The organism is Nonomuraea sp. NPDC049421 (assembly GCF_040677005.1).
Taxonomy (GTDB): domain Bacteria; phylum Actinomycetota; class Actinomycetes; order Streptosporangiales; family Streptosporangiaceae; genus Nonomuraea; species Nonomuraea salmonea.
On the sequence record NZ_JBFAQA010000024.1, the window covers coordinates 152300 to 178541 of the forward strand.

The window sequence follows — 26242 nt, forward strand, 5'->3', positions numbered from 1 at the left end:
CCTTGTCGATGACAGCTTTGAGTTACGGCTTGACCCCGGCCCAGGACTCAAGCTGTGACACGAACCGCTTGGCGGAGTTGGGCCAGTGGTGGTTGGCGCGGGCCGCCGCGTAGCCGCGCGCTCCCTGCGCCCGCCGCTCGCGTACGTCGTCCCGCAGCGTGATCACGGCCTGCGCGACCGCCTTCGGGTCCTCCCACGGCACCACGACGCCGCTGTCGTACCGCAGGACCAGCTCGACCGCGCGCGGCGACGGCGTGGTGATGACGGGGATGCCGTGCGCCATGTACTCGATGATCTTCGTCGGCATCGAGTGCCGGTAGTTGGGCTCGTCGTGCAGCAGCGACAGGCCGGCCAGCGCGCCGTCGAGCCGCTTGAGCGCCTCGTCGTTGGGCATGAAGTCGCGCCATTCCAGCAGGCCGTCGGTGACGGCCTGGTTGAGCAGCGGGCGGCTCTGCGGGTCCGCGTAGCCGATGAGCTCCACCACCACCCGGTACGGCTGCAGCAGCTTGGCGACCTCGATCGCCTCCAGCACGCCGCGGGCCCGCGACAGCCACCCGAGGTAGACCACCCGGTCGTCGCCTGGCGGCGTCACCGAGTCGGGCACCCAGGTCTCGTTGGGCACGATGAGGTGGGCGTGCTTGAAGCGGCCCGCGTACGCGGTCTCGGCCAGCAGCAGGTGCATGTGCCGCTCGGCGGTGCCCTCCAGCATGCGGGCGAGGAAGCGCACGGGCGGGCGCAGCGGCGCGGGCAGCCACGGCTTCAGCGAGAGCGTGGCCGGGGTGTCCTCGTGGACGTCCCAGACGATCGGCGGCCTGTTGCGGATGCCCCAGACGGCGAACAGCAGCTCGGGGTCGTGGATGAGGACGAGGTCGACCTTGTCGCGCATCTTCTTGAACAGCCGGCGCGCGGCCAGCACGGCCGCCACCCGCTTGCGCTGGGCGGCCCTCGGCAGGTCGACGCCGTTCACCCAGGGTCGCGGGACGACTCCGTGCGCGGTGTACGAGGCGGCGTACGTGACCTCATGACCGGCATCCACAAGGGCACGGATCTGCCGATGCAGAATTCTCGCGTCCTCGGGGTTATGCACCACCGTCATGACGAGCACGTGCACTGCGCGCAGCCCTCCGTCGCTACAGCCGCTCGACGCGTTCACCCTCGGCGAGCACGCCTCGGGTGTCCAGCACGAGCTTGGCCTTCGCCTCGACCATGTCGAGGTCGAACGCGGCGTGCTGCTGCAGCAGCAGCGTCACGTCCGCGTTGGTCACGGCCTCCGCCAGATCCTCCTCGCGCGGCACCGCGGTGCCGTCTACCGACCACTCCTTGACGTAGGGGTCCGCGAACGAGAGGTCGGCGCCCAGTTCCAGCAGCGCACGCGCCACGGGGAGGGCCGGGGTCTCGCGTTCGTCGGCGATGTCCGGTTTGTAGGTGACGCCGAGCAGGACGACCTTGGCGCCGTTCACGGCCTTCTTGTGCCGGTTCAGCAGCCGCTGTACGCGGGCGACCACGTACGAGGGCATCCGCTCGTTGATCTCCTGCGCGAGCTCGACGAACCTGAAGGGGTAGCCCAGCTTGCGCACGGTGTACGACAGGTAGGACGGGTCGACCGGGATGCAGTGGCCGCCCACGCCGGGCCCCGGCAGGAACTTGTGGAAGCCGAACGGCTTGGTGCCGGCGGCCTCGATGGCCTCCCACAGGTCGATGCCCAGCTCGTCGCAGAAGATCGCCATCTCGTTGACGAGGGCGATGTTGACGTGCCGGTAGGTGTTCTCGAGCAGCTTGGCCATCTCGGCCTCGCGGGTGCCGCTGACCGGCACGATCCGCTCGATGAACCGGCCGTAGAACGCGGTGGCCCGGTCGCGGCAGGTCGGTGTGAAGCCGCCGACGACCTTGGGTGTGTTGCGCAGGCCGAACTTGGAGTTGCCCGGGTCGATGCGCTCGGGCGAGAAGGCGAGGTGGAAGTCCTCACCCGCGATCAGCCCCGAGGCTTCGAGCAGCGGCCTGGCCACCTCGTCGGTGGTGCCGGGCCAGGTGGTGGACTCCAGCACGACGAGCGTGCCCTTGGTGAGGTTGCGGGCGACCGCCTTGGTGGCGCCCTCCACGGCCGACAGGTCGGGCCGGTGGTCCTCGTCGAGCGGGGTGGGCACGCAGATGACGATCGTGTTGCTTCTGGCCAGCACGCTCTCGTCGAGCGTGGCGCTGAACCCTTGGGACAGCATGTGCTCGAGGTCGGCGTCGGTCAGGTCGTCGATGTAGGAGCGCCCGGCGTTGAGCGCGTCGACCTTGGCGGGGTCGACGTCCAGGCCGACGACTCGCAGACCGGCGGCCACCGCCTCCTTGGCGAGCGGCATGCCGACGTAGCCCAGGCCGATGACAGCCAAGTCTATTTCTGTCACAGCTGTGCCTTAGAGAGCCGGAAACAACACTTCATGGTGGCAAAGGTTATCTCAAGTCCACCTAGCTCACGCCTAATGCGAGCGAACCAGTCACAAGAGACAGCCAAAGGGACGGTCATCGCTCGGCAAGCGAACGGTATAGAGCTTGATAAGTCTCGGCAACGCGGCTCCACGTCCGCTTCGCCGCGACCTCCGCCCGGCCCGCCTCGCCCATCTCGGCGCGCTTGGCGGGATCGTCCCTGAGCCCGCCGATCGCCTTGGCCAGCGCTTCCGGATCGCCTGCGGGCACGAGCATCCCGGCCCCGTCGGAGCCCACCAGCTCCGACAGCGCGGGAAGGTCGCTCAGCACGACCGGCTTGCCGAGCGCCATCGCCTCGACGGGTTTCAATGGCGTAACAAGTCGGCACACCCGCAGGTCCTCACGCGGGCAGGCGAAGATGTCGATCGCGTCCTGGGCCTGCAGGGCCTCGTCGGGGCCCACCCGGCCGGGCAGGATCGCGTCCTTGAGTCCCAGCTCCTCGACCAGCGCGAGCAGGTTCTCGCGCTCGGTGCCGTCGCCGACGATGAGCACGCGGACGGGCGAGCCGCCGTCGCGCAGCAGCGCCGCCGCCCTGAGGAGTGTGGCAAATCCCTCATAAGCCACGATGCTCGACACCGAGCCGACGACGATCTCGCCTTCCTCGATGCCGTACGCGCGACGGAACGCGGCCCCGTCGTAGTGGGCGGTCAGCAGCGAGTCGTCCACGGCGTTGGGCGCGAGGTGGATCTTGTCCCTCGGCACGCCACGCTCGACGATCTCCGCCGCCATCGTCTCGGCCAGCGTGACGACCGCGTCGGCCGCGCGCATGAGGAACGCCTCACGCTCGCGCTGGAGCACGTGACGCTGGCTGCCGATCCTGATCGGGTCGCGGGAGGCCCACGTCTCCTCCAGGAAGCCGCGGACCTCGTAGACGAACGGCGTGCCCGTGCGGTCGCGCACGGCGTGGGCGATCGAGCCGTTGCGGTGGTCGGTGGCGGCGTGCAGGAGCTGCGGGCGCAGCTCGGTGACGAGCTTGGTGACGCGGTCGGCGCCCCTGATGATGCGACCCTGCGTCTCGAACGGCATCTCGCCGTGGGGCTCGGGCAGCAGCCGGTGGTAGGGGATGCCGTCGATCTCGTCGTACGGCGCCGCGTCGGCGTGGCCCTGCAGCATCGGCCAGCCCCAGCTCGTGACCACGTGCGGGTCGATGCCCGCCGCCTTCTGGGCGCTGACGATGCGGTGGGTGCGCACCGTGTAGCCGGCCTGCGTGTACGGCAGCGCGTTCGTGACGACGTGCAGGACCCGGTTCTGGACCCGCTCCAGGATGGCCACCTTGGGCGCGGGCGGGATGGGGTCGGGGCTGATCGCGGCCAGCTCGCCCCGGTAATAGGCGGCCCTGCGCTTGACGAACGGGTATTTGGTGTGGGCCTCCAGGACGGCGGCGGCCTCGCTGACCCGCCCCGCGTCCCAGTGGGTCTTGGCCTCGTTCCACGGGCCCTTGACCACGCGCATGCCGAACTTGCGCACCATGCGGCGGGCCCGGCGGGCGGCCGGCCAGGCGACGCTGCCCACGACGGGGCGCAGCCGGGGCGGGAGCGTGTCGGCGGCGGCCTGGGCCACGCGGACCGGGTCGGACTTGACCTTCGTCCACACCACGCGGGAAACGATGACCGGGTGGTTGACGAAACCCTTGAGAAGCCCACCGACGCCGGCACGGGCGGACTTCGCGGAGACCCGGTCGGAGGTACGGGAGGAGTCTTGACGACTGGCGTCGGATGCCACGGTGGGACCGTACCATAGGCAGCGTTTTTTCCCTTCCGCTATGAAAGGCGAGGTCAATGAGGGAGAACCCCCTGGTCCTGCACGTATTGGGTGCTCGTCCCAATTTCGTGAAAGCGGCCCCGGTGGTGCGGGCACTCGGCGAGCTCGGCGTGCGGCAGGGCATCATCCACACCGGTCAGCACTACGACGCGCTGATGTCCGACGTCTTCTTCGCCGACCTCGGGCTGCCCGAGCCGGTGGCCAATCTCGGCGTCGGCTCAGGCAGCCACGCCAAGCAGACGGCCGCGCTGCTCGTGGGCCTGGAGGAGGTCGTGCAGGAGCACGATCCCGACCTGGTCGTGGTCTACGGCGACGTGAACTCGACGCTGGCCGCCATCCTGGTCTGCGCCAAGCTGGGCGTACCGACCGCGCACGTCGAGGCGGGGCTGCGCTCGTACGACAGGGGCATGCCTGAAGAGGTCAACAGGGTCGTCACCGACGCGCTGGCCGACCTGCTGTTCGCGACCTCGCCCGAGGCGCTGGCGTACCTCGCGTCCGAGGGGATCCCGGCCGGCAAGGTGCACCTGGTCGGCAACCCGATGATCGACAGCTTGTTCTCCGCGCTGCCGTCGCTCGACCCGGCGCCGATCGTGGCCAGGCTCGGCCTGCCCGAGCGCTACGCGGTGGCCACCCTGCACCGCCCGGCCAACGTGGACACCGCCGAGGCCGCCAAGGAGCTGGTGGACGCGGTGCTGGAGGTGTCGCGGCAGGTCCCGGTCGTGGTGCCGGTGCACCCGCGCGGCAGGGCGCGGCTGGCCGACGCGGGCCTCGTGGACGGCGAGTCCGTCAAGGTCATCGACCCTCTTGGGTATGTGGACTTCCTCTCACTCGTCCGCGGCGCCGCGCTCGTCGTCACCGACTCGGGCGGCGTGCAGGAGGAGACGACCATGCTGGGCGTCCCGTGCCTGACGGTCAGGCCCAACACCGAGCGGCCGATCACGGTCACGCACGGCACGAACCGCCTGGTCACGCCCGCGCTGCTGCCGGTCGCGGCGGAGAAGGCGCTGGCCGACGGCGCGGCCACGCCGGCCGGTGAGCTGCCGGTGCTGTGGGACGGCAAGGCGGGGCCGCGCATCGCGACGGTGATCGCGGCGTGGCTGAAGGGGGACAACCTGGCTCCCGCGTCTCACGGCAAACGCCACGAATAGCGGCCATACCCCCCGTAGTATGAATCACCTCCGCTGAGCGATAGGCGTACCACCATGGCCGAAACCCCCGAACAGCCCGCTTTCCAACGGCTCGGGCCCGTCAACTGGCTGCCCGAGGAGCGCAAGCTCATCGAGCGCTACGAGGCAGAGGTCAAGGAGCTGCGCAGGCGGCTGGAGATCGCCGAGGCGAAGGCCGCGTACGCGTCGTGGAAGCTGGAGGCGACCCAGGCCAAGCGCACGTTCAAGCTGGGTGAGGCCCTGGGGTCGAAGAAGCCGGCGAAGATCGTCGAGGCCGTGCGGTCGAAGGAGCGCGCGCCCAAGCCGCCGATGCCGGTGACCGAGGCCGTCGAGCTGGCGAACAACCGGCCGCCCGCGGTCGAGGTGCCGCCGGCGAAGTGGCCGAAGGGCCCGGTCAACCGGCCTGACCTGAAGGTCGCGGTGATCCTCGACGACTTCTCCAGGATGGCCTTCCGCTACGAGTGGGACCAGATCGAGTTCGGGCTCAAGGACTGGCCGGAGATCTTCGCCGAGAAGCGGCCCGACCTGCTGTTCTGCGAGTCGGCCTGGCACGGCAACCAGGGCCGCTGGCGCTACCAGATGACCGGCACGAACGCCCCCAAGGAGCCGCTGCGCGACCTCGTCGCCTGGTGCAATCAGGAGGGCATCCCGACGGTCTTCTGGAACAAGGAGGACCCGCCGAACTTCGACTTCTTCATCGACACGGCCAAGCTGTTCGACTACGTGTTCACGTGCGACGGCGACATGCTGCCGAAATACCGGGAAGTGCTGGGCCACGACCGGGTCGACGTGCTGCAGTTCGCCGCCCAGCCGCGCGTGCACAACCCGATCCAGCAGAACAGGGGCCGCCTGCACGACGTGGTCTTCGCCGGGATGTACTTCCGCGACAAGCACCCCGAGCGCCGCGAGCAGATGGAGACCGTGCTCGACCCGGTCAGGGAGCTCGGCCTGCACATCTTCGCCCGCAACGGCGAGGTGGACGAGAAGTACGCCTGGCCGGAGAAGTACCGGCCGCACATCGTGGGCGAGCTGCCCTACGACCAGATGCTGGCCGCGTACCGGATGTACAAGGTCTTCCTCAACGTCAACTCCGTGCTCGACTCGCCCACCATGTGCGCGCGGCGGGTCTTCGAGCTGTCGGCCTGCGCCACGCCCGTCGTCTCCGGGTGGTCACGGGCCATCGAGGAGACGTTCGGCGACCTGATCCCCATCGCGCGGGAGCCGGTGGAGTCGTACAACCAGGTGCTGCACCTGATCAACAGCCCCGAGCTGCGGGCCAGGATGGGGCACCTCGCGATGCGCGAGGTGTTCGACAAGCACCTGTTCTCCCACCGCGTGGACCAGATCCTGCAGAACCTCGGCCACCAGGTGACGCCGCGCTCGCGCTCGATCACCGTCGTGCTGCCCACCAACCGCGCCGCGCAGATCGAGCACGCGATCTCCTCGGTGGCCAAGCAGCGGCACCGGCCGCTCCAGCTCGTCATGGTGCTGCACGGCCTGGACATCGACCCCGTCGTGGTGGCCGACAAGGCGCGGATGGCCGGCGTCACCGACGTCGTCGTGCTGCCCGCCGACGCCTCGCTGACCCTCGGCGCCTGCCTCAACATGGGCATCGCCGCCGCCGAGGGCGAGCTGATCGCCAAGATGGACGACGACAACCTGTACGGTGAGCACTACCTGTCGGACCTGGTCAGGGCCTTCGACTACTCCGACGCCGAGCTGGCGGGCAAGGGCGCGCACTACGCGTACTTCGAGGGCTCCAACACGACCATGCTGCGGCTGCCCGGCCTTGAGCACCGCTATTCGTGGCTGGTGCAGGGCGGCTCGTTCCTCGGCAAGGCCGACCTGTTCCGCTCGTATCCGTTCGCGGACATCACCAGGGGCGAGGACACCCATCTCGTACGCCGCCTCAAGGAGGACGGCGTCAAGATCTATTCGGCCGACCGGTTCAACTTCGTCTACTGGCGCAGCGCCGACACGAAGATGCACACCTGGCAGGCCGACCACATCAAACTGACAAGGAACGCGCAGTTCTCCTTCGTCGGCCGCCCCGACGACCACGTGCTCATCTGAGATCTCCCGGCGCTCCGCCGGGAGATCCGCATGTGCGTTTCTAGCGGCTCGCCCTCGCGAGGTTCTGGTCGGCGAGGTTGGCGAGCTCGTACAGGCCCTTGGGCTTGACCTGCTGGCCGACCACGAGCATCGACATGATCGTGGTGCCGCGCCTGATCATCACCGAGCCGATCTGCGCGTTCTGCTTGCCGCCCGCCGCCGTCGTCAGGTAGGCCCGCGACTGGTCGCCCTTGGCGGGCATGTCGAGCGTGCGCGTCTTGTACGTCACCGGCGTGCCCCCGACGTCGGCCGTGTAGGAGGCGCACTTCTCGGGCAGCGCGGCGGGGAAGTCGGGCTTCGGCAGCGACACCACGGCCTGGCTGATCGAGCCGCGCTCGGCGGAGAAGGCGATCACCGCGGCGGGCGACTTGGCGACGTCGGTCTTGGCCGCGTCGAGCTGGGCCGCGCCCGCGCACTCCGGGTGCTGCAGCTTGGCCTGGCGGACCGCCTCCAGGCCCTGCTGGGTGGACTTGAGCGAGCCGAAAGCGCCGGTCTCAGGGCCGTACGCGACGCTCATGCCCTTGGGTACGGGCAGCAGCGCAGCGCGCAACCTGTCGGTCTCGGCCGCCGACGGCGCGGACGGCGCCGAGGCGGCCGGGGCCGCCGGCTTGTCCTCGGTGGCGGAACATCCGGCCAGGACGAGAGTGCCCAGAAATATGCCGGAAACTGCTTGACGCATGGGTTCTCCATTTCACTCCAGCGGCATTGTGGAAACGCTAGAGGAAGCGACGGCTGAGGGGCCGTACAACGTCGCTATTCGCGGTTATGGCGGCTTCGGGAGCGATTTACCGTTCGCCCGGCCCAGCGGGCTCTACCTCGGCTTATGTACCGCAAAACGACATCAGCCGTATTGGTCTGGGCAAAATGTTCGCCGATGTGCTGCGCGTCTCTGTGCGGCTTTTCTCCGGCCTGCTGATGATCGCGGCATGAGCCTGACCCCGCGCGATCTCGGTATGGATGTGCCCATTTCCCGCCGCGACTTCTTCGACGGGATCGCCGTCTCCTGCGTGGCCGGCGCCTCCGCCGCCTCCACCACCTCCACCACCGTGCCCATTGCCGGGTCCACCAGAACCGCCTCAGAGCCCGCGAGAGCGCCCGCCGCCCTCACTGTGCTCGGGGACACCGGTGAGGCGCTCAGCGTGCCGCACGCGCTGCGGGACGGGCGGTTCTGGGAGCACGCGGGCGCCCCGGCGCCGACGGGGGAGCGCTACGGGCTGGTCGTCGTCGGGGCGGGCCGCAGCGGGCTGAGCGCCGCCGCCGAGTGGTCGCGGCGGCGCCCGCACGACCGCGTGCTCGTCCTCGACAACCACCCCGAGGGCGGGGCGGGGCGGGAGCGGCTGCGCAGGGGCGCCGCGTTCGACGCCGTGATGTGCGACAAGGAGAGCTTCGGCGCCGACACGCTCGTCACGCTCGGCTCCTCCGGCTGGATCGACCGGCTGCCCGTCGCCGAGGAGGCGCGCGCGGACCTGCGCACCCTGTACGGCTCCCCGCCCGACTGGCTGCCGGGGCTGTCCGGCGAGGCCAAGGAGGAGCGGCTGGCGGGGCTGACGTACTCGGCGTTCCTGCGCGAGGTGTGCGGGGCGCACCCTGACGCCGAACGCTTCCTGCGGACCATGTCCGCGCCCGAGTGGGGCTACGACACCCGGGCGTTCGGCGCGATCGACGCCTGGGGGACCGGCTACCCGGGCTTCGCCGGGCTGGGGCTGGACCGGTCGCGGCCGTCCCGGTACAACTCGGCGACCGTACGCGCGGAGTGGCACGGGCCCGCCCCCGAGCCCGCCCCCGAGCCCGCCCCAGAGCCCGCCCCAGAGCCCGCGGCGCGGCATGTGCGGTGGTCGAGCCCGGTCGTGTCCGTGCGCGACGGGGCAGGCGCGGCGACCGTCGGCTACTTCGACGGGCACCGGGTGCGCACGGTCGAGGCCGGGGCCGTCGTCCTGGCCTGCTGGAGCGCGGCCGTGCCCTACCTCCTGCCCGACCTGCCCGAGGAGCGGCGGCGGGCGCTGAGCCGGGCCGTACGCGTGCCGCTGCTGCGGGCCGAGGTGCGGCTGAGCGACCCGGCGGCGTGGCGGCGGCTCGGCGTGCGCCGGGTGCGGTGGACCGGCGCGTACTGGTGCGCCGCCGAGTTCGCGGCGCCCGACCTGGTGCGGCTGCTGGCCACGCCGTGCCGGTCGGAGCTGGGGCCCGACGCGGGCTCGGCGGCCGGGCGGCGGGAGCTGTTCAGGACGCCGTACGAGGTGCTGGAGCACACCGTACGCGACCAGCTCGCCCGGCTGCTCGGCCCCGCCGGCTTCGACCCGGGACGCGGCGTCGCGGCGATCACCGTGCACCGCTGGGGGCACGCGCTGGCGCCGCAGTACTGCCGGCCCTGGCACCCGTTCCATCCGGACGGCCCGTCACCCGCCGACGCGGCGCGCGGGCGCTTCGGCCGGATCGCCATCGCGGGATCGGACGCGGGCGACGGCGCCGCCGTGCGCGCCGTCGAGGAGCTGTCATGAAGAGCTTGTGGCTGCGGATCTTCCTGACCGGGCTCGTCCTGTGGCTGGCGACCGTGATCGTCACCGGCTGGACGGGCAACTCGAACCTGGTGCCGACGGTGGTGCTGTTCGGCAGCTTCCTGGTGCCGGTGACGTTCGTGGTGTGGGCGTACGGGCGGGGGCGCTCGCCGGTCGTCACCGTGGAGCTGCTGTTCCAGGCGTTCGTGATCGGCGGCGTGCTGGGCGTGCTCGGCGCCTCGCTGCTGGAAAGCTGGCTGATCCGGCCTTCGCTGCTCATGTACGTCCTGGTCGGCCTCATCGAGGAGGGCGTCAAGCTGGCGGCGCTGGTGTTCGTCACCCGGCGCGTCGCCAGGCGCTCGATCAAGGACGGCGTGGTGCTGGGCGCGACCGTGGGCTTCGGCTTCGCCGCGTTCGAGAGCGCAGGCTACGCCTTCAACGCGCTGTTCACCTCCGAGGGCCTCTCGCTGAGCCAGCTCGTCGAGACCGAGGTGCTGCGCGGCATCCTCACCCCGGTCGGCCACGGGCTGTGGACGGCGATCGCGGGCGGCGTGCTGTTCGCCGCGCGGGGCCGCCTGTCGGTGCCCGTCGTGCTGACCTACCTCGGGGTCTCGCTGCTGCACGCGCTGTGGGACTCGATGAGCGCGATCGCCATCGCGATCACGCTCGTGCTGACGGGCCGTCCGTGGCAGTTCGAGCTGCTGCGCATCGGCCGGGTGCCGCACGTGTCGGCGTGGCAGGTGCACGTGTACACGCTGCTCAACTGGGTGGGACTCATCGTGATCTCGCTGGTGGCGCTCGGGTGGCTGTGGGGCGTGATGTCCGCAGGACGCCGCGAGAGGGAGATCTTGTCCCAATAATCACGGTAATGAACGTCTTCCCCCACTGCGCCGGAAGCATAATCGGTGCTAGTCTCCTGTGCGATCTTCCGGAGGTGTATTTACACAAGGTGTGGAAATGCCCCCGACTCGAGGTTGGGACATGGGCTCGCGAAACCGGTCAATTCGGTTCAAGATCTTCTTATTGCTGCTGCTACCCCTCCTGTCTCTGAGCGCGCTCTGGGGTTTCGTCCTCAACCTCACCATGGGCGACGCCCAGTCACTGCTCCGCGCGAACACCCTTTACGACACCATCGGCGTCGCATCCACCGACCTGGGAACACAGCTGCAGGCCGAGCGCGTGCGCTCCGCCGAGACGGTTACAACGCGTCAGCTCAGCGAGGTGCTCGGCGCCCAGCGCGCCCGCACCGACCGGTCCGTCGCCGAGTTCAGGCAGGCCGTCGCCGACGCGGGCGGCGCGGCCGACGGCGCGCTCCGCCGGCCGCTCGACACCCTCGACAGATCGCTCGGCAACCTCGGCGCCATCAGGGCGAACATCGACGACGGCAGCGCCTCGCGGCTGTCCGGGCTCAACGCCTACAACCGCATGCTCGACGCGCTCTTCGCCGTCTACGACCGCCTGATCACCGTCCCCGACCTGCCGCTCTACCAGCAGGCGGCGTCGCTGCAGGCCATGGGCATGGCCAGGGAGTACATCTCCAGGGAGCACGCGCTCATCATCGGCGCACTCGGCGGGCAGCGGCTCACCGAGGACGAGGCCACCGCCTTCACCGAGTACGCCGCCTCCAGGAAGTTCCTGCACGCCCGCGGCCTCGCCGGGCTCGACGTGGCGCTGCGCCGGCCGTACGAGCAGGTCTTCGCCACCGAGCCCTACCTCAGCTTCGCCACGCTCGAGGACCGCGTGATCAAGACCGGCGCGCCACCCACCGACGCCTCCTCCTGGCACGAGACCGTCGACAAGCTGGCCTCCCGCCTCGACGACCTCAACACCGCCTCCACCGCCACCCTCTCCACCCGCGCCTCCGACGCGGCCACCTCCACGATCGTCAGGATCTCCCTCGCCGGCGGCCTCGGGTTGATCGCCGTGCTCGCGTCGATCATCATCTCTGTACGCTTCGGTCGTCGCCTCGCGCAAGAGCTGGCCGGGCTGCGCGCCGCCGCGGTCGAGCTGGCACAGCAGCGGCTGCCCGCCATCGTGGCACGGCTGCGCAAAGGTGAGGACGTCGACGTGCGGAAGGAGGCCAAGGCGATCAAGGTGAGCGGTTCCGCTGAGATCACCGACGTGGCCAGGGCCTTCGGTTCCGTGCAGCGCACCGCCGTCACGGCGGCGGTCGGCCAGGCCGCGCTGCGGCGCGGGGTCGGCCAGGTCTTCCTCAACCTCGCCCGCCGCAAGCAGGGCCTGCTGCACCGCCAGCTCGCGCTGCTCGACGGCATGCAGCGGCGTACGCACGACCCCGACAAGCTCGAAGAGCTGTTCCGGCTCGACCACCTGACCACCCGCATGCGCCGGCACGCCGAGAGCCTCATCGTGCTCTCCGGCGCCGCGCCGGGACGGGCCTGGCGCAAGCCGGTGCCGGTCATCGACATCGTCAGGGCCGCGGTCGCCGAGGTCGAGGACTACACCCGCGTCTCCGTCGAGACCATGCCCGCGGGCGCCGTCGAGGGCACCGTCGCCGCCGACCTCACCCACCTCGTCGCCGAGCTGGTCGAGAACGCCACCATCTACTCGCCGCCCGACACCACCGTCCAGGTGCGCGGCGACCTCGTCAGCAACGGCTACGCCATCGAGGTCGAGGACCGCGGCCTGGGCCTGACGGCCCCCGAGTACGAGCGGATCAACGCGCTGCTGTCCAGGCCGCCCGAGTTCGACCTGGCCGACAGCGACAGGCTCGGCCTGTTCGTGGTCGCCAGGCTGGCCGAGCGGCACGGGATCAACGTACTGCTGCGCCGCTCGCCCTTCGGCGGCACCACCGCGATCGTGCTGGTGCCGCGATCGGTCGTCACCGAGCAGACCGCGCAGGAGGCGGCGGGCGGTGACGGCAAGGCCGAGCTGCCCAGCCGTACGAGGAAGAAGGCGCTGGCCGTCGTGACCTCCGGCACCCACGCCGGACTGCCACGACGGGTGCGCCAGGCCAACCTGGCCCCGCAACTGAAGGAACCACCGCCGGAGCAGGAGCGGCAGGAAGAACGCTCTCCCGACGAGGTACGCGACCTGTTCTCCGCCTTCCAGCGGGGGACCCAACGCGCCCGAGAAGAAGCTCCTGAGGAGGGGCCCATGACCAAGGGGGATGCATGACTGCGCCGACCACCAACACCGGTGAGCTCAACTGGCTGCTCGACGACCTGGCCACCAGGGTCGCCGCGGTACGCCAGGCGGTGATCCTGTCGACCGACGGCCTGGCCGTGGGCTATTCCAAGGGCCTGACGCGCGAGGACGCCGAGCACCTGTCGGCCGTGGCCGCCGGGTTCCAGAGCCTGGCCAGGGGCACCGGCCGGCACTTCGGCGGCGGCGACGTGCGCCAGACCATCGTGGAGATGGAATCGGCGTTCCTGTTCGTCACCGCGGCCGGCCAGGGCACCTGCCTGGCCGTCATCGCCGAGGCGAACGTGGACGTCGGCCAGATCGCCTACGAGATGGCGATGCTGGTCAAGCGGGTGGGCCAGCACATCACCACCAACCCGCGCGCTGGAGCGTCATGAGCGACAGCCCGCAGTGGTTCGATGAGGAGGCGGGCCCTGTCGTCCGCCCCTATGCTCTGATTCGCGGCAGGACGCGGTCGTCGGGCGACGCGTTCGACCTCGTGGCCACCGTGCGCGCCGTCGCCGACCCCGAAGGGGAGCCCGGCGACGACCTCGGCCCCGAACAGCAGCAGATCCTGCGGGCGGCGCACGACCCGATCTCGGTGGCCGACCTGGCCGTCGAGCTCGACCTGCCCGTCGGTGTCATCCGGGTCCTGCTGGGTGACATGCGTGACCACGGCCTCATCTCGGTGACGTCGCCCTCCGCAGGAGGGTCGCGGTCGAATGAGCGCATTCTCAAGGAAGTGATCAATGGACTCCGTGCTCTCTGAGGACCCCGTCGCGCTCAAGATCCTGATCGCGGGCGGGTTCGGCGTCGGCAAGACCACCCTGGTCGGGTCGATCAGCGAGATCAAGCCGCTGCGCACGGAAGAGGTGCTCTCCGACCGCGGGATCGGCATCGACGACCTCGACGGCGTCGAGGGCAAGAACACCACCACCGTGGCGATGGACTTCGGCCGCATCACGATCCGCGAAGGGCTGGTCGTCTACCTGTTCGGCACGCCGGGGCAGGAGCGGTTCTGGTTCATGTGGGACGAGCTGTCCTACGGCGCGCTGGGCGCGGTCGTGATCGCCGACACCAGGCGGCTGACCGACTGCTTCCCGTCCGTCGACTACTTCGAGCAGCGCGGCACGCCCTTCGTGGTGGCCGTCAACTGCTTCGACGGCGCCGAGCAGCACAGCGTGGACGACGTGCGCATCGCGCTCGACCTCGACGACGACGTCCCCGTCATGCTCTGCGACGTGCGGCGGCGGACCTCGGCCAAGGAGGTCATGATCACGCTGGTCGAGCACTCCCTGCGGACGCTCACCTCGGCCAACTAGCCCGGGCCCCTCAGAGGGCCCGCAAGCCGTTGATCACCTCGCGGAGCAGGCTCTCCGACGGGGTGGCGGCCTTGTCGCGCGGCGGGCGCACGGTCACCAGGTTGTGCTCCAGCAGGTCGCCGAGCAGCACCCGGACGACGCCGACGGGCAGCCCGAGATCCGACGCGACCTCGGCGACCGGCTTGCTGTGCCCTGACACGACGTTCAGCAGCCGGCGGTGCTGAACGCTCAGCTCGGCCTTGGCCGGGGCGGGCATCCCCGTCAGCACGACGGTCGCCAGCAAGTCGACCTCGGCGGAGGCGGGCCTGGTGCGTCCGCGCGCGACCGCGTACGGCCGCACGACGGGCCCCGCCTCCTCGTCAACCCACTCGTGCTCGCGGCTCACGATCGAGATCCCCCATCCTGCTCGCTTTCCTGCCGGCCGCGCTGCCAGCCCGACTGGAGCGAGGAGAGCAGCGCCCTCGCCTCCTCCGGCGAGCGCTCCTCGACGGCCGGCGCCGGGCCCTGAGCCGGTCCCTGCGCCTGTCCCTGGGTGGTGCCGGGCTCAGGAGCCTGGCGCAGCCGCTGCGGCCGCGCCGTGGCCCGCTCACGGCGCGGCAACTGCCGCGGCGGCGGGTCGTCCTGAGGCGGCGCCTGCTTCGGCAGCATCGCGCCGCCGTTGCGCTTGCTCGTACGGACCCTGCGCGGCAGCTCGCCAGGCCCCGTGGTGTCCGTCCTGACCACCGACACCGGGATCGGCTCGAACTCGGGCTGCTGCGGCTGCGTCATCGGCTCGACCAGCGTGGCCGGCACGAGCACGATGGCCGTGGTGCCCCCGTACGGTGACTGCTTGAGCGTCACCTTCACCCCGTGCCTGGCGGCCAGCATGCCGACCACGGCGAAGCCGAGCCGCTCGGTCTGCGAGGGGTCGAACTCCGGCGGGCTGGCCAGGCGGGCGTTGATGGCCCTGCGGGTGGCCTCGTCCATGCCGAGCCCGCGGTCCTCGATCTCGACGGCGAAGCCCCTGCCGACCATCTCGCCGTGCACCGAGACCTCGTTGTTCGGCGAGGAGAACGTGGTGGCGTTCTCGATCAGCTCGGCGAACAGGTGCATCAGGTCCGCCACGGCCGCGCCCGACAGGCCGCACTCGGGCATCGGGTAGACGCGGACCCGCGTGTACTCCTCGACCTGGGCGGCGGCGCCGCTGAGCACGTCCTCCATCGGGATGACGCCGCGCCACCTGCGGCCCGCCGCGCCGCCCGACAGCAGCACCAGGCCCTCTGCGTGGCGGCGCATGCGGGTGGTGAGGTGGTCGAGCCTGAACAGCCGCTCCAGCGCCTCCGGCTCCTCCGTCTGGCGCTGCATGTCGTCCAGCAGCCTGAGCTGGCGCTGCAGCAGCGACTGGCTGCGGCGGGCCAGGTTGCGCAGCGCCTCGGCGACGCCCTCGCGCATCCTGGCCTGCTCGACCGCGGCGTCCACGGCGGTGCTCTGCACGCTGTCGAACGCCGCCGCGAGGTCCCTGACCTCGCTGGTCGCCTTCTCGCTGACCGTGATGGGCGGCGCCTCTGTCGCGATGTCCACCTGGTCGCCCTTGCGGAGCTTGGTGACCACGTCAGGCAGCCTGATCTCCGCCAGGTCCAGCGCCGTACGCCGCAGCGCGCCCAGCTCCCGGGTGAGCCGGCGGCCGACCTTCACCGAGATGACGATCGAGAACACCACCGCGATCAGGCCCAGCGCGCCCGCGACCGCGGCCCTGGTCACGACCGCGACGCCGGCCGGCTCCATCCTGGCCAGCAGCTTGTCGCCGGTGCGCGAGATCGCCTCGCGGTATTCCCTCTGCACCTGCTCGGAGATGCCCCGCCACAGGTCGAGGTCCATGGGCTGGCCGTTGATGTACGCCTCCAGGAGGTTCTCCATGGTGACGTAGCGGGAGCTGTAGTACAGCTTCTCGAACGGGGCGCGCAGCTCGGTGTCGAGGTTGGCCAGGGCCTTCGGGAACTCGTACGTCCTGGCGCCGTCGATGCCCGCCAGGATGTGCACGTCCATCATGCTCGCCTTGCCCTTCGAGGCGATGACCAGGGCGTTCTCCCTGGACAGCAGCTCGCGGGCCTGGTCGGCGGCGATCAGGCCCTGGGCCTGCAGGGCGAGCTGCAGGTCGGTGCTGACGGTGAGGCGGGAGTACAGCAGGTGGATCTCGTCGGAGATCCTGGCGTACTCGGTGACCAGGGTGCTCGAGGTGAGCCGGCGCTCATCCAGCTTGCGGCGGATGTCCGGCAGCCGGTCGATCGTCTCGAAGACGGTGCCGAGCTGGGTCTTCATGTCCTGCGTCAGCGCCGACTGCGTGTCCTCCGACATGGCCGCCTGGCGCAGCAGCTTGCCGGCCTCGTCCACCTTGGCGCGGGCCTCGGCGATGGTGTCCTCGTCGCCGCCCGTGCCGGCGAGGCGCTCGGCCGAGGCGAGTCGTTCCGTCTGGAGCTCGGAGACCAGGCGGTCGGCGTTGTTGATCACGCCCGTCCAGATCGTCTCGACCTTGAGCAGGTTGAGCGCCTCTCCCGACGTGGTGCTCGCGGCGAAGCCCCAGAGCGCGACCAGGGAGATCAAAGGGATGACGAGCAGCGTCGAGATCTTGAATCTGATGGATCTGCCCGATGCCATGACACCTGCTCCCGGATAGAAGATCGCGGGAGAGAATAGCATCGAAACAGATGGTTTTAAGATCGACTAGCGATAAATCTGTGATATGTCGGGAAATTTATGGCCTTGCCGTCGCTGAGGCCGCGCTGCCACGCCAGCCGCACCAGCCAGCCCGCCAGCACCGCGAGCAACGCCACCTCCGCGCCCAGCAGCAGCCGCTCCACCAGACCGATCATCACCCGCTCGCCGGGCAGCGCCACGTACGTGATCGCCAGCAGCCCGAATCCCCCGGCCAGCGACACCCACTCCACGGCCCGCGCCACGGGCTTCCAGGCAGTGTCCTGGGCCAGCCTGGGCACCAGCAGCGCGCCCGCCGCCGGGAGGCTCACGAAGGCCGCCACGGACACGTAGCGGTGGATCTGCGCCGCCAGGTCGAGGTCCTGGCCGATGGGTGTGGTCGGGATGACCGCGGCCACCATCAGGGCTCCCGACCACACCATCAGCAACCGCTCGGGCCACCCCCGCACGGGCGCCCCCGACGCCCGCAGGCCCAGCAGCAGCGCCAGCGACCCGATGCCCAGCACCGCCATCGCGATCTCCGTGACGCCCCCGCGGTCGGACACGGCGTACTCGCTGATGGTGACGTTCAAGGGGTCGAGCTGCGGATCGGGGACGAGCTGCCCCACCACCACGGCCACCACCGAGAACAGGATCGATGCACACGCGATCCAGGGCGCCAGCCTCTTCACTGCTGCGGTCATGCCAGAACTCTCCCGCGAAGGGGTACGGACCCACATCCGGCTACACCCCCGACCCACCCCTGACCCGACCCCGAGACCCCGCCCCTGCCACCTTCGGCCGACCCCCGTAGGACCCCGACCCTCCACCCTGCGAAGACACTTTCAGAGGGCAGGAACACCCGACCTCGCCCGGTAAGGCAACCAGGTCACTCCATCCCACAATCCCCCTAGGGGACCCAACCCCACCCATCCAAAACTTCCCGCCGTTAGTGGTGCTGTCCTTCGGAGGGGAAGAGCAGGGGCCCCGTCTCCACCACCCTTCCCCGCCGTTGGGGGCGCCGTCCTTTGAGGGAAGGGCAGGGGCCCCGTCCCCGCCACCCTTGCCCGCCGCCCGAGTGCCGTCCTTAGAGGGAAAGGGCAGGAGGTTCGTTCTTGGCCCTCTTGCCCATCGTTGAGAGTGCTGTCCCTTGAGGGGAAGGGCAGAGGGCTCGTCTTCGGCGACCCTGCCCGCCGCCCGGGGTGCTGTTCTTGTGAGGGGTACTGGGGGCGGGGGCCTTGGGCCGCAGCCGAGCCCGTCCTCCTAAAGGACAGCACTCCGGGCGGCGGGCAACACGATGCCGAAGAAGAACCTCTCCGCTCCTCCCCGAAGGACAGCACCTCCGGCGGCGGGAGAGGCGACGCCGGAGAAGGGTCTCTCTCCCCGAAAGAGGACAGCACCCCCGGCGGTGGGGAAGGGCCGATGCCGGGGGCGCTGGGGGCGAGTCCCCTAATCGAGGATGTGGGTGGTGGCGCGGTGGTAGCGGGCGCGGAGGGAGGGGAGCGGGTCCCCCGTGTACGTCTCCGCGTCCCCCGACCGCCAGTCCGGCGACGTGGTGACCAGCGTCGCCGCCTGGTACGCGGCCCCGTCGGCGACGTACTCGGTGGGCGGCGGGACGCTGATCGGGAGCCCGAAGACGGTGGGGGCGATGCGGCGGACGGCTTCTGAGCGGGCCGCGCCGCCGATGAGCAGCACCCGTTCGGCCTGCATCGACAGCGCGTCGAGCGCGTCGGCGAGCCCGCACAGCATGCCCTCGATGGCGGCCCGCGCGAGGTGGGCGGGGGTGGAGGTGGCGAGCGTGAGCCCGTGGACCGACCCGGTGGCGGTGGGCCGGTTGGGCGTGCGCTCACCCTCCAGGTACGGCACCAGCGTCAGCCCGTCGGCCCCGGGAGGCGCCTGGAGGGCGAGCGCGCTGAGCTCGTCGAGCCCGACGCCGGCGATGCGGGCGGCGGCGTCCATGACGCGGGCGGCGTTGAGCGTGCAGACGAGCGGCAGGAACCGCCCGGTGGCGTCGGCGAACCCGGCGACGAGCCCCGCGGGGTCGGCGCTGGGCGTCTCGGCGACCGCGAACACGGTGCCCGAGGTGCCGAGCGAGACGACGACGTCACCGGACCGCGCGCCGACGCCGAGCGCCGCCGCCATGTTGTCGCCGGTGCCGGGCCCGACCAGGATCGGCCCGTCGTTGGCGGGCTCGACGGGCCCGAGCACGCGCGGCAGCAGCGGCACGGTGCCGAGCGCCGTCTTGAGCAGGTCCGTACGGTAAGAGCCGGACGCGGGCGACCAGTAGCCGGTGCCGGAGGCGTCACCCCGGTCGGTGACGAGCCGGTCGAGCGGAGGGGTGGGCGCGTCGGCCCAGGCCGCGACGGAGAACGGCCCGCTTTCGAGCGCTCCGAGCAGCCGCCAGGTGAGCCAGTCGTGCGGCAGGCACACGGCGGCGGTGCGGGCCACGTTGGCGGGCTCGTTCTCGGCGAGCCAGCGCAGCTTGGTGACGGTGAACGAGGCCACCGGCACGGACCCGACGGCGTCGGCCCACGCCTGCGGGCCGCCCTGCTCGTTGATCAGGTCGGTGGCGGCCTGCGCGGAGCGGGTGTCGTTCCACAGCAGGGCCTCGCGTACGACCTCGCCGGACTCGTCGAGGCAGACCATGCCGTGCTGCTGACCGCCCACGCTGATGGCGGCCACGCCGTCCAGCCCGCCGGCCTCCTCGATGGCCTGCAACAGCGCCGTCCACCAGTGGGACGGGTGTACTTCCGTGCCGGTGGGGTGGGGTGCGCGGCCCTGCCGCACCAGCTCACCGGTCTCCGCGTCTCGAATGACGACCTTGCAACTCTGCGTGGAGGAATCGACCCCTGCGACCAGCGTCACCCACGAACTCCTAACAAGTGCTCCAGCGCAAGCTGGTTGAGATGCGTGAAATGGTATCCGCGGGCGGCGGCCGCCTCCGGATCGAAGTCGTCGTCCGCGAGATCGGCCAGCGTCTCGCCGCGGTTGAGCGTGGGCAGGCCGAGCTCGTCGACACGCGATGCGCGCATCGCCTCCCGCACCTCCGGATCAGCCCTGAAGTTTTGTGCTTTCTCCCGAAGTATGAGGTATGTCCGCATATTAGCGGCGGCCGAGGCCCAGACGTCGGCGTGGTCCTCCGTACGCAGCGGCTTGTAGTCGAAGTGCCGCGGGCCGTCGTAGCCGCCGTGTTCGAGCAGGTCGACCAGGAAGAACGCGCTCATCACGTCGCCGTGCCCGAAGATCAGGTCCTGGTCGAAGCGGGGCCCGTGCTGCCCGTTGAGGTCGATGTGGAACAGCTTGCCCTGCCACAGCGCCTGGGCGACGCCGTGGACGAAGTTGAGGCCGGCCATCTGCTCGTGGCCCACTTCCGGGTTGAGCCCCACCATCTCCGGGTGCTCCAGCTGGGAGATGAACCCCAGCGCGTGCCCGATGGTCGGGAGCAGGATGTCGCCCCTGGGCTCGTTGGGCTTGGGCTCGATCGCGAAGCGCAGGTCGTAGCCGCGCTCGCGGACGTAGCCGCACAGCAGGTCGAGGGCCTCCTTGTAGCGCCCGAGCGCCGCGCGCACGTCTTTCGCGGCGTCGGACTCGGCGCCTTCGCGCCCGCCCCAGCACACGTACGTGGTGGCGCCGAGCGAGGCGGCCAGGTCGATGTTCCTGGTGACCTTGCGCAGGGCGTAACGCCGTACGTCGCGGTCGTTGCTGGTGAAGGCGCCGTCGCGGAAGACGGGGTGGGTGAACAGGTTGGTGGTGGCCATGGGCACTTTCATGCCGGTTTCGGCAAGCGCTTTCCGGAAGGCCGCGATCGCCCGTTCGCGATCGGGATCGACGGCGAGCAGGTCGTCGTCGTGGAAGGTGACGCCGTAGGCCCCCAGCTCGGCCAGGCGATGCACGCTCTCGACGGGATCGAGGGGCGCCCGTACGGCGTCCCCGAACGGATCGCGCGCCTGCCAGCCGACCGTCCACAGACCGAACGTGAATCGATCGTCAGGGGTTGGCTCGTACATGGTTCGATGCTCCCCTGGTGATCAGTTGTGCACAACCATGCCGGGCACAATCGCACGATCTCGGGGCCCGCCACCGGACGCCCCGCCGCCCCTGAGACCCTCAGAGCCTTCTCAGAGCCCCCTCAGAGACCCCCTCAGAGACCCTCAGAGACCGGAGGGATCGCGCCCCACGCTGATCTCCTCGGCGATCTTGCGGATCTCCGTCACCTCGAGGCCGGGAGCCTTGGGCAGGTGGCGCAGCAAAGCGTCCATCACCACGGGGACAGGCTGGCCGGCGAACCGGCCGGCGATCCCATGAACCGCCCTGAACAGCGCCTCTTCGGTGTCGTGCATCGGCCTCTCCTCGGTCGGGTACCCGGCAACGCTACGGCCTCCGTCCGACACTTCGCGCCCTAAGACTCCAGCGTGTTCCTGACCGTGGCGCAAATCTCGTCCAGCCGGCGCACCTGCTCGGGCGTCAGCGCGTCGAACAGGCTGCGACGCACCTCCTCGACGTGGCCAGGGGCGGCGGCGGCCAGCACGGCGTACCCCTCGTCGGTGAGCACGGCGAAGCTGCTGCGGCGGTCGGACGGGCACGGCTCGCGGCGCACCCACCCGCGCTCCTCCAGCCGCCGTACGGCATGCGACAGGCGGCTCTGCGAGCTCTGGGCCCTGGCCGCCAGCTCGCTCATGCGCATCGCCCGCCCAGGCGTCTCGGAGAGCGCCACGAGGATCACGTAGTAGGCGTGCGGCATGCCCGCGTCGCGCTGGAGCTGCCGGTCGAGCGCCTCGTTGACGAGCTGGGTCGCGGCCATGAAGTTGCGCCAGGCGCGTTGCTCGTCCTCATCCAGCCATCGGGTCACGCTCCCAATTTAGTTGAACTCTCATATACTTGATGATCGGGACTCCGTCGAAAGGGGCGAACCATGCCGGTCCAGCGGCTCAACCACGCCGTCCTCTACGTGCGCGACGTGGAGGAGAGCGTCGCCTTCTACCGCGAGGCCCTCGGTTTCGACGTCGTCATGAGCATGCGCGGCGCCGCGTTCCTCCAGGCGCCCGGCTCGTCCAACGACCACGACCTGGGCCTGTTCCAGATCGGCGCGGACGCCGCCCCCTCACCCGCCGGACGCACCTCCGTCGGCCTCTACCACCTGGCCTGGGAGGTCGACACGCTGGAGGAGCTCGAACGCGTCAAGGCCACGCTCGCCGAGCTGGGCGCGCTGGTCGGCGCGTCCGACCACAGCACCACCAAGGCGCTCTACGCGCGCGACCCCGACGGTCTCGAGTTCGAGGTGTCGTGGCTGGTGCCCGCCGCGCTGCTCACCGAGGAGACGCTGGCCGGGCGCACCCGGGTCCGCCCCCTCGACCTGGCCGCCGACAAGCAGCGGTACGGCGCCCAGACCAGGGGCGGCGTGGGCGTGTCGATCCCCGCCTGACGTACCGTGGAGGTATAAGCCCTCTGGTCCCACGGAGAACCGGCCATGCCAAGCGATCCTGACCATGTGGTCGACGCCATCGACGGCGTCGTCGAGGAGTGGGAGACGCTGAGCGCCGACGCGATGCGCTGGGCGCCGCCCGAGAGCAAGAGCCCCGACCTCATGACCGAGGTGAGCGAGATCTTCGGGCCGCTCGTCAACGCCTTCGGCCACGCGCTGCAGCCGCTCGGCGACGCCTTCGACCGCGTGCTGACGTCCCTGGAGGAACAGGCCGACCGCCTCTCGGGCCCCGACCACCGCGACGACTGACCCCTCAGCCGGTGCGGCGGCGCCTTGCGATATCGGACCACCACACAGACTGCTTGACCACCGTCACACTGGACGGCTCGGACGGCAGGCGGCGTGACCAGCGCACCCTTACGTCGCCGATCTTCGGCAGGCGCAGCTTCCCGCCCGCCGTGACCTGGAAGCGGGCGTTGCGGGCATCATCGGCAGCTCAGGCGTGGGCCTGCCGCATCGCCCGCAGCGGGCCGCTGAGCTTGGCCAGCTCGGCCAGCATGGCGTCGGCTCCGGCCTCCATCTCGGCGCTGGGCCGCAGCGTGCCGTCCTCGGTGAGGTGCTGCGGCACGAACGGGATGATCACGCCCTCCAGCACCGGCACCATCTTCATGGTGCTGACGACGTGGCGCAGGCCGGTGACGGCGCGGGTGCCGCCGGAGACGCCGCCGTAGCTGACGAAGCCGGCCGGCTTGTGCTGCCACTCGTGGTGGAGGTAGTCGAGGGCGTTCTTGATCGTGGCGGGGAAGCTGTGGTTGTACTCGGGGGTCACGAAGACGTACGCGTCGGCCCGCTCCACGGTGGCGCTCCATTCCTTGGTGTGGGCGTTGACGTATTGGCGCAGGCGGGGGTGGTGAGGCTCGTCCATGAACGGCAGCCCGACCTCCGCCAGATCGACCAGCTCCACGTCGAACAGGCCAGAGCCGGCCGCCTTGTCGCGAAACCAGTCGGCCACGGGACGGCCGGCCCGACCTGGGCGGGTGCTGCCGACGATGACCTGCAGGACGGGCTTGACTGCCATGATGACTCCTGGTGAGACGGAGGATGACTGCTCAACATTATTGAGCAACTAAATATTCCTTAGCAAAGGTACACTGGGCCCATGAGTTCCTCGTCGGTGTGCACGCGCTTTCACATCGCCCTGGAGTTGATCGGCGCCCGCTGGTCGGGCGCGGTGATCCACATGGTCTTCAAGGGCGCCCACAGGTACGCCGACCTCAAGGCGGCCATCCCCGGCATCAACGACACGATGCTGGCCAGGCGGCTGCGCGAGCTGGAGTCCGCCGGGCTGATCGAGCGCCGGGTGCTGCCCACCTCCCCCGTACGCGTCGAATACCACCTGACCGAAATGGGCAAGGAGCTGCGCCCGGTCGTGGACGAGCTGATCACCTGGGCGCACAAGTGGATCCCGCTGCCGGAGGACGAGGCCGCGTCCGCCTGAGGCGAGATCCTGTTACCTTGCCGACCGTGATCGGACTGGGCACCCTGATGCGGCACGCGCACGAGCTGATGGACGGCGCCATCGCGGAGATCTACGCCGACCACGGCCTGCCCGACTACCGCCCGCGCTTCTCCCCCGTCGTCCGCGCGCTGGTCGCCGACGGCCCGATGACCATCGGCGCGCTGTCGAAGGCGATCGGCGTCAGCCACTCGGCGGCCAGCCAGACCGTGGTCCAGATGCGGCGGGCCGGGTTCGTCACGCTGGAGAAGGGCGCCGACGCCCGCCACCGCATCGTCCACCTCACCGGCAAGGCCCGCGCCGCGCTGCCGCTGATCGAGGCCGAGTGGGCGGCGACCACGCGCGCCATGGCCGAGCTCGACGCCGAGCTGCCGGCCCCGCTCGCCGAAGTCATGGCGGCCACGGTGAGCGCCCTCGAACGCAGGCCCTTCCGCGAGCGGATCGGTGACCTAGAATCGTTCACATGACCTGGCGACATTGATCCATAACCCGAGACCCGCGCGGGGCGCGCGGTCCTCCGAGCCGACGAGCGCTCGGAGTGTCCGTTCGATCCCGTGGAAGGTCTCATGCTCGTCGCATCGTTGTACGCGTACGCGTTCCTCAGCGAATTCATCCTGCTCTACCCGGTATACGCGCTGCTGTTCACCGATACCGGTCTCTCCGTGGCCCAGGTCTCCAGCCTGTTCGCCATCTGGTCCCTGACGGGCCTGGTGCTGGAGGTCCCGTCCGGCGCCTGGGCCGACACCGTCTCGCGCCGCTTGCTGCTCGTCCTCGGCCCGCTGCTGACCGGGGCCGGCTTCGCCCTGTGGGTGGCGTTCCCGTCCTATTGGGCGTTCGCGGTGGGCTTCGTGCTCTGGGGCGCGGGCGAGACGCTGATCTCCGGCTCCTACGAGGCCCTCGCGTACGAGGAGCTCGAACGGCGTGGCCAGGCCGGCCGCTACGCCACCGTCATCGGCCGGGCCACCGCGGCGAGCATGGTCGCCACCGCCGCCGCCATGGCGGTGGCCGTCCCCGTGTTCGCGGCGGGTGGGCATCCCGCCGTGGCGGTGGCCAGCGTGCTGACCTGCCTCCTGTGCTCGGCCACGGCCCTGACGCTGCCCGAGCACCGCGTACGCCGGGTCGCGCCGTCCTACCTCGCCGTGCTGCGTAAGGGCATCGCCCAGACCAGGGCCGACCGGCGGGTCACGCACGCGGTGCTGCTGGTCGCCTTCGTGGCGGCGCTCTGGGGTGGCCTGGAGGAGTACATTCCGTACCTCGCGCTCGAAACAGGGGTGCCCGAGGCGGCGGTGCCGCTGCTGGTGCTGCTCGTCACGCTGGGCATCACCGGCGGCGGCCTGCTGGCCGGGCCCGCCGAGCGGCTGCCGCCCCGGGCGTACGGGCTGCTGCTCGGCCTCGGCGCGATCGCCCTGGCGGCGGGGGCGCTCAGCCGGCACGTGGCCGGGTTCGTGCTGATCGCGCTGGCGTTCGGGGCGTTCCAGCTCGCCGGGGTGCTCGCCGACGTGCGCCTGCAGCAGCGCATCACCGGGCCCGCGCGGGCCACGGTGACCTCGGTGGCCGGGCTCGGCACGAGCGTGGTCACGCTCGGGCTCTATGGCGTGTACGGTGCGCTGTCGCCGTACGCGCTCAACGGGACGACGTTCGCGCTGCTGGCCCTGCCGTACGTGCTGATCGCCCTGCTCACCGCCCGCGCCCGTCAGTAGCGTGACGGGATGCGCTTGGGCAGCGGCGGCGGCGCCGGAGCCGGCTCCTCGACGAGGACCGGTTCCGGCCGCTCCGCGCCGCGCCAGCGCGCGGGGAAGATCGACGCGGCCAGCAGCACCGCCCCCGCGGGCAGCGACCAGGGGTCGATGAGGTCGAGGTACGCCTGCGCGTAGTCGGCCCGCACCTGCCCGGCCCACGGCGTACGGGCGAAGATCGCCGTACCGGCGAACGCCAGGCCGGGCACCAGCGACGCGAGCGGCGAGATCCGCGACCCGCAGAGCACGCCCACCAGCACCATGGCGGCGACGAGCGCGCCCGTGGCGAGCCAGTTACGATCTTGACTCGCGGAATAGAGAAAGCCCGCCGCGATCAGCGGCGTGGCCGGCAGTCCCGCGCCGGCGCCGAGCACGTGACGAACACCATTACGCACAGAGAACACCTCCAGCCACGGCACCCTATCCAGCCAG

26 protein-coding genes and 1 pseudogene are annotated in these 26242 nt (G+C 70.6%); 13 read left to right on the forward strand and 14 right to left on the reverse strand.

Annotated features, from left to right (window positions below; all coding sequences use genetic code 11):
* Positions 1-22: 22 nt before the first annotated feature.
* The 3 genes from AB0K18_RS34265 to AB0K18_RS34275 form a co-directional block, all read right to left on the reverse strand.
* The gene (locus tag AB0K18_RS34265) at positions 23-1111 is read right to left on the reverse strand and encodes a glycosyltransferase (protein WP_364922796.1); all 1089 of its coding nucleotides are present in this window, start codon (positions 1109-1111) and stop codon (positions 23-25) included.
* Positions 1112-1130: 19 nt separating this feature from the next.
* Positions 1131-2384, reverse strand: a complete 1254-nt coding sequence (locus AB0K18_RS34270) for a nucleotide sugar dehydrogenase (RefSeq protein WP_364922898.1) — start codon at positions 2382-2384, stop codon at positions 1131-1133.
* Positions 2385-2508: 124 nt separating this feature from the next.
* Positions 2509-4194: a glycosyltransferase family 4 protein gene (locus AB0K18_RS34275; protein WP_364922799.1), complete on the reverse strand. Its 1686-nt coding sequence runs from the start codon at positions 4192-4194 to the stop codon at positions 2509-2511.
* 56 nt (positions 4195-4250) lie between these two features.
* On the opposite strand from AB0K18_RS34275, the gene wecB reads away from it, so the two are divergent.
* On the forward strand, positions 4251-5381 hold the full coding sequence (gene wecB, locus AB0K18_RS34280; RefSeq protein WP_364922802.1) for a UDP-N-acetylglucosamine 2-epimerase (non-hydrolyzing): 1131 nt from the start codon (positions 4251-4253) through the stop codon (positions 5379-5381).
* A 54-nt stretch (positions 5382-5435) separates the two neighbouring features.
* Positions 5436-7472, forward strand: a complete 2037-nt coding sequence (locus AB0K18_RS34285) for a glycosyltransferase (protein WP_364922804.1) — start codon at positions 5436-5438, stop codon at positions 7470-7472.
* Between the two features lie 40 nt (positions 7473-7512).
* On the opposite strand, the gene AB0K18_RS34290 is transcribed toward AB0K18_RS34285, so the two are convergent.
* Positions 7513-8190: a hypothetical protein gene (locus AB0K18_RS34290; RefSeq protein WP_364566471.1), complete on the reverse strand. Its 678-nt coding sequence runs from the start codon at positions 8188-8190 to the stop codon at positions 7513-7515.
* A 247-nt stretch (positions 8191-8437) separates the two neighbouring features.
* Here AB0K18_RS34290 and AB0K18_RS34295 point away from each other — a divergent pair, with 247 nt between their 5' ends.
* The 6 genes from AB0K18_RS34295 to AB0K18_RS34320 all read left to right on the forward strand — a co-directional run bounded on the left by AB0K18_RS34295 (position 8438) and on the right by AB0K18_RS34320 (position 14466).
* Positions 8438-10006: a hypothetical protein gene (locus tag AB0K18_RS34295; RefSeq protein ID WP_364922806.1), complete on the forward strand. Its 1569-nt coding sequence runs from the start codon at positions 8438-8440 to the stop codon at positions 10004-10006.
* Entirely contained in the window at positions 10003-10863 is an 861-nt protein-coding gene (locus tag AB0K18_RS34300; RefSeq protein WP_364922810.1) for a PrsW family glutamic-type intramembrane protease, read from the forward strand. Before AB0K18_RS34295 ends, AB0K18_RS34300 begins: the two co-directional genes overlap by 4 nt.
* 163 nt (positions 10864-11026) lie before the next feature.
* Entirely contained in the window at positions 11027-13138 is a 2112-nt protein-coding gene (locus tag AB0K18_RS34305) for a nitrate- and nitrite sensing domain-containing protein (protein WP_364922813.1), read from the forward strand.
* Positions 13135-13542 carry a roadblock/LC7 domain-containing protein gene (locus AB0K18_RS34310; protein ID WP_364566460.1) on the forward strand — a complete coding sequence of 136 codons (408 nt, stop codon included), beginning with the start codon at positions 13135-13137 and terminating at the stop codon, positions 13540-13542. Before AB0K18_RS34305 ends, AB0K18_RS34310 begins: the two co-directional genes overlap by 4 nt.
* Positions 13539-13913, forward strand: coding sequence for a DUF742 domain-containing protein (locus tag AB0K18_RS34315; protein ID WP_364922814.1), 375 nt, complete (start codon positions 13539-13541; stop codon positions 13911-13913). The genes AB0K18_RS34310 and AB0K18_RS34315 overlap by 4 nt, the downstream gene beginning before the upstream one ends.
* Positions 13894-14466 (forward strand): ATP/GTP-binding protein, encoded by a 573-nt coding sequence (locus AB0K18_RS34320; protein WP_355416247.1) that lies wholly within the window; start codon positions 13894-13896, stop codon positions 14464-14466. Before AB0K18_RS34315 ends, AB0K18_RS34320 begins: the two co-directional genes overlap by 20 nt.
* A 10-nt stretch (positions 14467-14476) precedes the next feature.
* On the opposite strand, the gene AB0K18_RS34325 is transcribed toward AB0K18_RS34320, so the two are convergent.
* The 7 genes from AB0K18_RS34325 to AB0K18_RS34355 form a co-directional block, all read right to left on the reverse strand.
* Entirely contained in the window at positions 14477-14851 is a 375-nt protein-coding gene (locus AB0K18_RS34325; RefSeq protein ID WP_364922818.1) for a DUF742 domain-containing protein, read from the reverse strand.
* Positions 14848-17100, reverse strand: a complete 2253-nt coding sequence (locus tag AB0K18_RS34330; RefSeq protein ID WP_364922820.1) for a nitrate- and nitrite sensing domain-containing protein — start codon at positions 17098-17100, stop codon at positions 14848-14850. The genes AB0K18_RS34325 and AB0K18_RS34330 overlap by 4 nt, the downstream gene beginning before the upstream one ends.
* 56 nt (positions 17101-17156) lie before the next feature.
* Positions 17157-17840, reverse strand: a complete 684-nt coding sequence (locus AB0K18_RS34335) for a DUF998 domain-containing protein (protein WP_364922821.1) — start codon at positions 17838-17840, stop codon at positions 17157-17159.
* 745 nt (positions 17841-18585) lie between these two features.
* Positions 18586-20001, reverse strand: a complete 1416-nt coding sequence (locus AB0K18_RS34340; protein WP_364922823.1) for an FGGY family carbohydrate kinase — start codon at positions 19999-20001, stop codon at positions 18586-18588.
* The gene (xylA, locus tag AB0K18_RS34345) at positions 19998-21143 is read right to left on the reverse strand and encodes a xylose isomerase (RefSeq protein ID WP_364922826.1); all 1146 of its coding nucleotides are present in this window, start codon (positions 21141-21143) and stop codon (positions 19998-20000) included. Before xylA ends, AB0K18_RS34340 begins: the two co-directional genes overlap by 4 nt.
* Before the next feature lie 144 nt (positions 21144-21287).
* A complete protein-coding gene (locus AB0K18_RS34350) occupies positions 21288-21476 on the reverse strand; it encodes a hypothetical protein (RefSeq protein WP_138690643.1) in 189 nt (62 codons plus the stop codon).
* 59 nt (positions 21477-21535) lie between these two features.
* On the reverse strand, positions 21536-21985 hold the full coding sequence (locus tag AB0K18_RS34355) for a MarR family transcriptional regulator (protein ID WP_364922829.1): 450 nt from the start codon (positions 21983-21985) through the stop codon (positions 21536-21538).
* Positions 21986-22048: 63 nt separating this feature from the next.
* Between AB0K18_RS34355 and AB0K18_RS34360 the strand changes: the two genes are divergently transcribed.
* Together AB0K18_RS34360 and AB0K18_RS34365 are read left to right on the forward strand one after the other, a co-directional pair.
* A complete protein-coding gene (locus AB0K18_RS34360) occupies positions 22049-22558 on the forward strand; it encodes a VOC family protein (protein WP_364922831.1) in 510 nt (169 codons plus the stop codon).
* Between the two features lie 45 nt (positions 22559-22603).
* Positions 22604-22867 carry a hypothetical protein gene (locus tag AB0K18_RS34365; RefSeq protein WP_364922833.1) on the forward strand — a complete coding sequence of 88 codons (264 nt, stop codon included), beginning with the start codon at positions 22604-22606 and terminating at the stop codon, positions 22865-22867.
* Positions 22868-22919: 52 nt separating this feature from the next.
* On the opposite strand, the pseudogene AB0K18_RS34370 reads toward AB0K18_RS34365, so the two are convergent.
* A pseudogene (locus AB0K18_RS34370) lies at positions 22920-23039 on the reverse strand (RNA-guided endonuclease TnpB family protein); the annotation flags it as partial.
* Positions 23040-23054: 15 nt separating this feature from the next.
* Positions 23055-23636, reverse strand: coding sequence for an NAD(P)H-dependent oxidoreductase (locus AB0K18_RS34375; protein WP_364922835.1), 582 nt, complete (start codon positions 23634-23636; stop codon positions 23055-23057).
* Positions 23637-23717: 81 nt separating this feature from the next.
* On the opposite strand from AB0K18_RS34375, the gene AB0K18_RS34380 reads away from it, so the two are divergent.
* The 3 genes from AB0K18_RS34380 to AB0K18_RS34390 all read left to right on the forward strand — a co-directional run bounded on the left by AB0K18_RS34380 (position 23718) and on the right by AB0K18_RS34390 (position 25774).
* Positions 23718-24056 (forward strand): helix-turn-helix domain-containing protein, encoded by a 339-nt coding sequence (locus AB0K18_RS34380; protein WP_364922836.1) that lies wholly within the window; start codon positions 23718-23720, stop codon positions 24054-24056.
* Positions 24057-24082: 26 nt separating this feature from the next.
* The gene (locus AB0K18_RS34385; RefSeq protein WP_364922839.1) at positions 24083-24541 is read left to right on the forward strand and encodes a MarR family transcriptional regulator; all 459 of its coding nucleotides are present in this window, start codon (positions 24083-24085) and stop codon (positions 24539-24541) included.
* A 99-nt stretch (positions 24542-24640) separates the two neighbouring features.
* Positions 24641-25774, forward strand: a complete 1134-nt coding sequence (locus tag AB0K18_RS34390; RefSeq protein ID WP_364922841.1) for an MFS transporter — start codon at positions 24641-24643, stop codon at positions 25772-25774.
* Here the strand turns inward: AB0K18_RS34390 and AB0K18_RS34395 are convergent.
* Positions 25768-26205, reverse strand: coding sequence for a hypothetical protein (locus tag AB0K18_RS34395; protein ID WP_364922844.1), 438 nt, complete (start codon positions 26203-26205; stop codon positions 25768-25770). The two genes, AB0K18_RS34390 and AB0K18_RS34395, sit on opposite strands and share 7 nt — an antisense overlap.
* Positions 26206-26242: the final 37 nt, after the last annotated feature.

What these genes read in the sequence shown, in the direction of transcription:
- wecB (WP_364922802.1), top strand. Translation starts at nt 4,251, where the DNA reads ATGAGGGAGAACCCCCTGGTCCTGCACGTATTGGGTGCTCGTCCCAAT.
- AB0K18_RS34285 (WP_364922804.1), top strand. Translation starts at nt 5,436, where the DNA reads ATGGCCGAAACCCCCGAACAGCCCGCTTTCCAACGGCTCGGGCCCGTC.
- AB0K18_RS34290 (WP_364566471.1), bottom strand. Translation starts at nt 8,190, where the DNA reads ATGCGTCAAGCAGTTTCCGGCATATTTCTGGGCACTCTCGTCCTGGCC.
- AB0K18_RS34295 (WP_364922806.1), top strand. Translation starts at nt 8,438, where the DNA reads ATGAGCCTGACCCCGCGCGATCTCGGTATGGATGTGCCCATTTCCCGC.
- AB0K18_RS34300 (WP_364922810.1), top strand. Translation starts at nt 10,003, where the DNA reads ATGAAGAGCTTGTGGCTGCGGATCTTCCTGACCGGGCTCGTCCTGTGG.
- AB0K18_RS34310 (WP_364566460.1), top strand. Translation starts at nt 13,135, where the DNA reads ATGACTGCGCCGACCACCAACACCGGTGAGCTCAACTGGCTGCTCGAC.
- AB0K18_RS34315 (WP_364922814.1), top strand. Translation starts at nt 13,539, where the DNA reads ATGAGCGACAGCCCGCAGTGGTTCGATGAGGAGGCGGGCCCTGTCGTC.
- AB0K18_RS34320 (WP_355416247.1), top strand. Translation starts at nt 13,894, where the DNA reads ATGGACTCCGTGCTCTCTGAGGACCCCGTCGCGCTCAAGATCCTGATC.
- AB0K18_RS34330 (WP_364922820.1), bottom strand. Translation starts at nt 17,100, where the DNA reads ATGGCATCGGGCAGATCCATCAGATTCAAGATCTCGACGCTGCTCGTC.
- AB0K18_RS34335 (WP_364922821.1), bottom strand. Translation starts at nt 17,840, where the DNA reads ATGACCGCAGCAGTGAAGAGGCTGGCGCCCTGGATCGCGTGTGCATCG.
- xylA (WP_364922826.1), bottom strand. Translation starts at nt 21,143, where the DNA reads ATGTACGAGCCAACCCCTGACGATCGATTCACGTTCGGTCTGTGGACG.
- AB0K18_RS34350 (WP_138690643.1), bottom strand. Translation starts at nt 21,476, where the DNA reads ATGCACGACACCGAAGAGGCGCTGTTCAGGGCGGTTCATGGGATCGCC.
- AB0K18_RS34360 (WP_364922831.1), top strand. Translation starts at nt 22,049, where the DNA reads ATGCCGGTCCAGCGGCTCAACCACGCCGTCCTCTACGTGCGCGACGTG.
- AB0K18_RS34365 (WP_364922833.1), top strand. Translation starts at nt 22,604, where the DNA reads ATGCCAAGCGATCCTGACCATGTGGTCGACGCCATCGACGGCGTCGTC.
- AB0K18_RS34375 (WP_364922835.1), bottom strand. Translation starts at nt 23,636, where the DNA reads ATGGCAGTCAAGCCCGTCCTGCAGGTCATCGTCGGCAGCACCCGCCCA.
- AB0K18_RS34380 (WP_364922836.1), top strand. Translation starts at nt 23,718, where the DNA reads ATGAGTTCCTCGTCGGTGTGCACGCGCTTTCACATCGCCCTGGAGTTG.
- AB0K18_RS34390 (WP_364922841.1), top strand. Translation starts at nt 24,641, where the DNA reads ATGCTCGTCGCATCGTTGTACGCGTACGCGTTCCTCAGCGAATTCATC.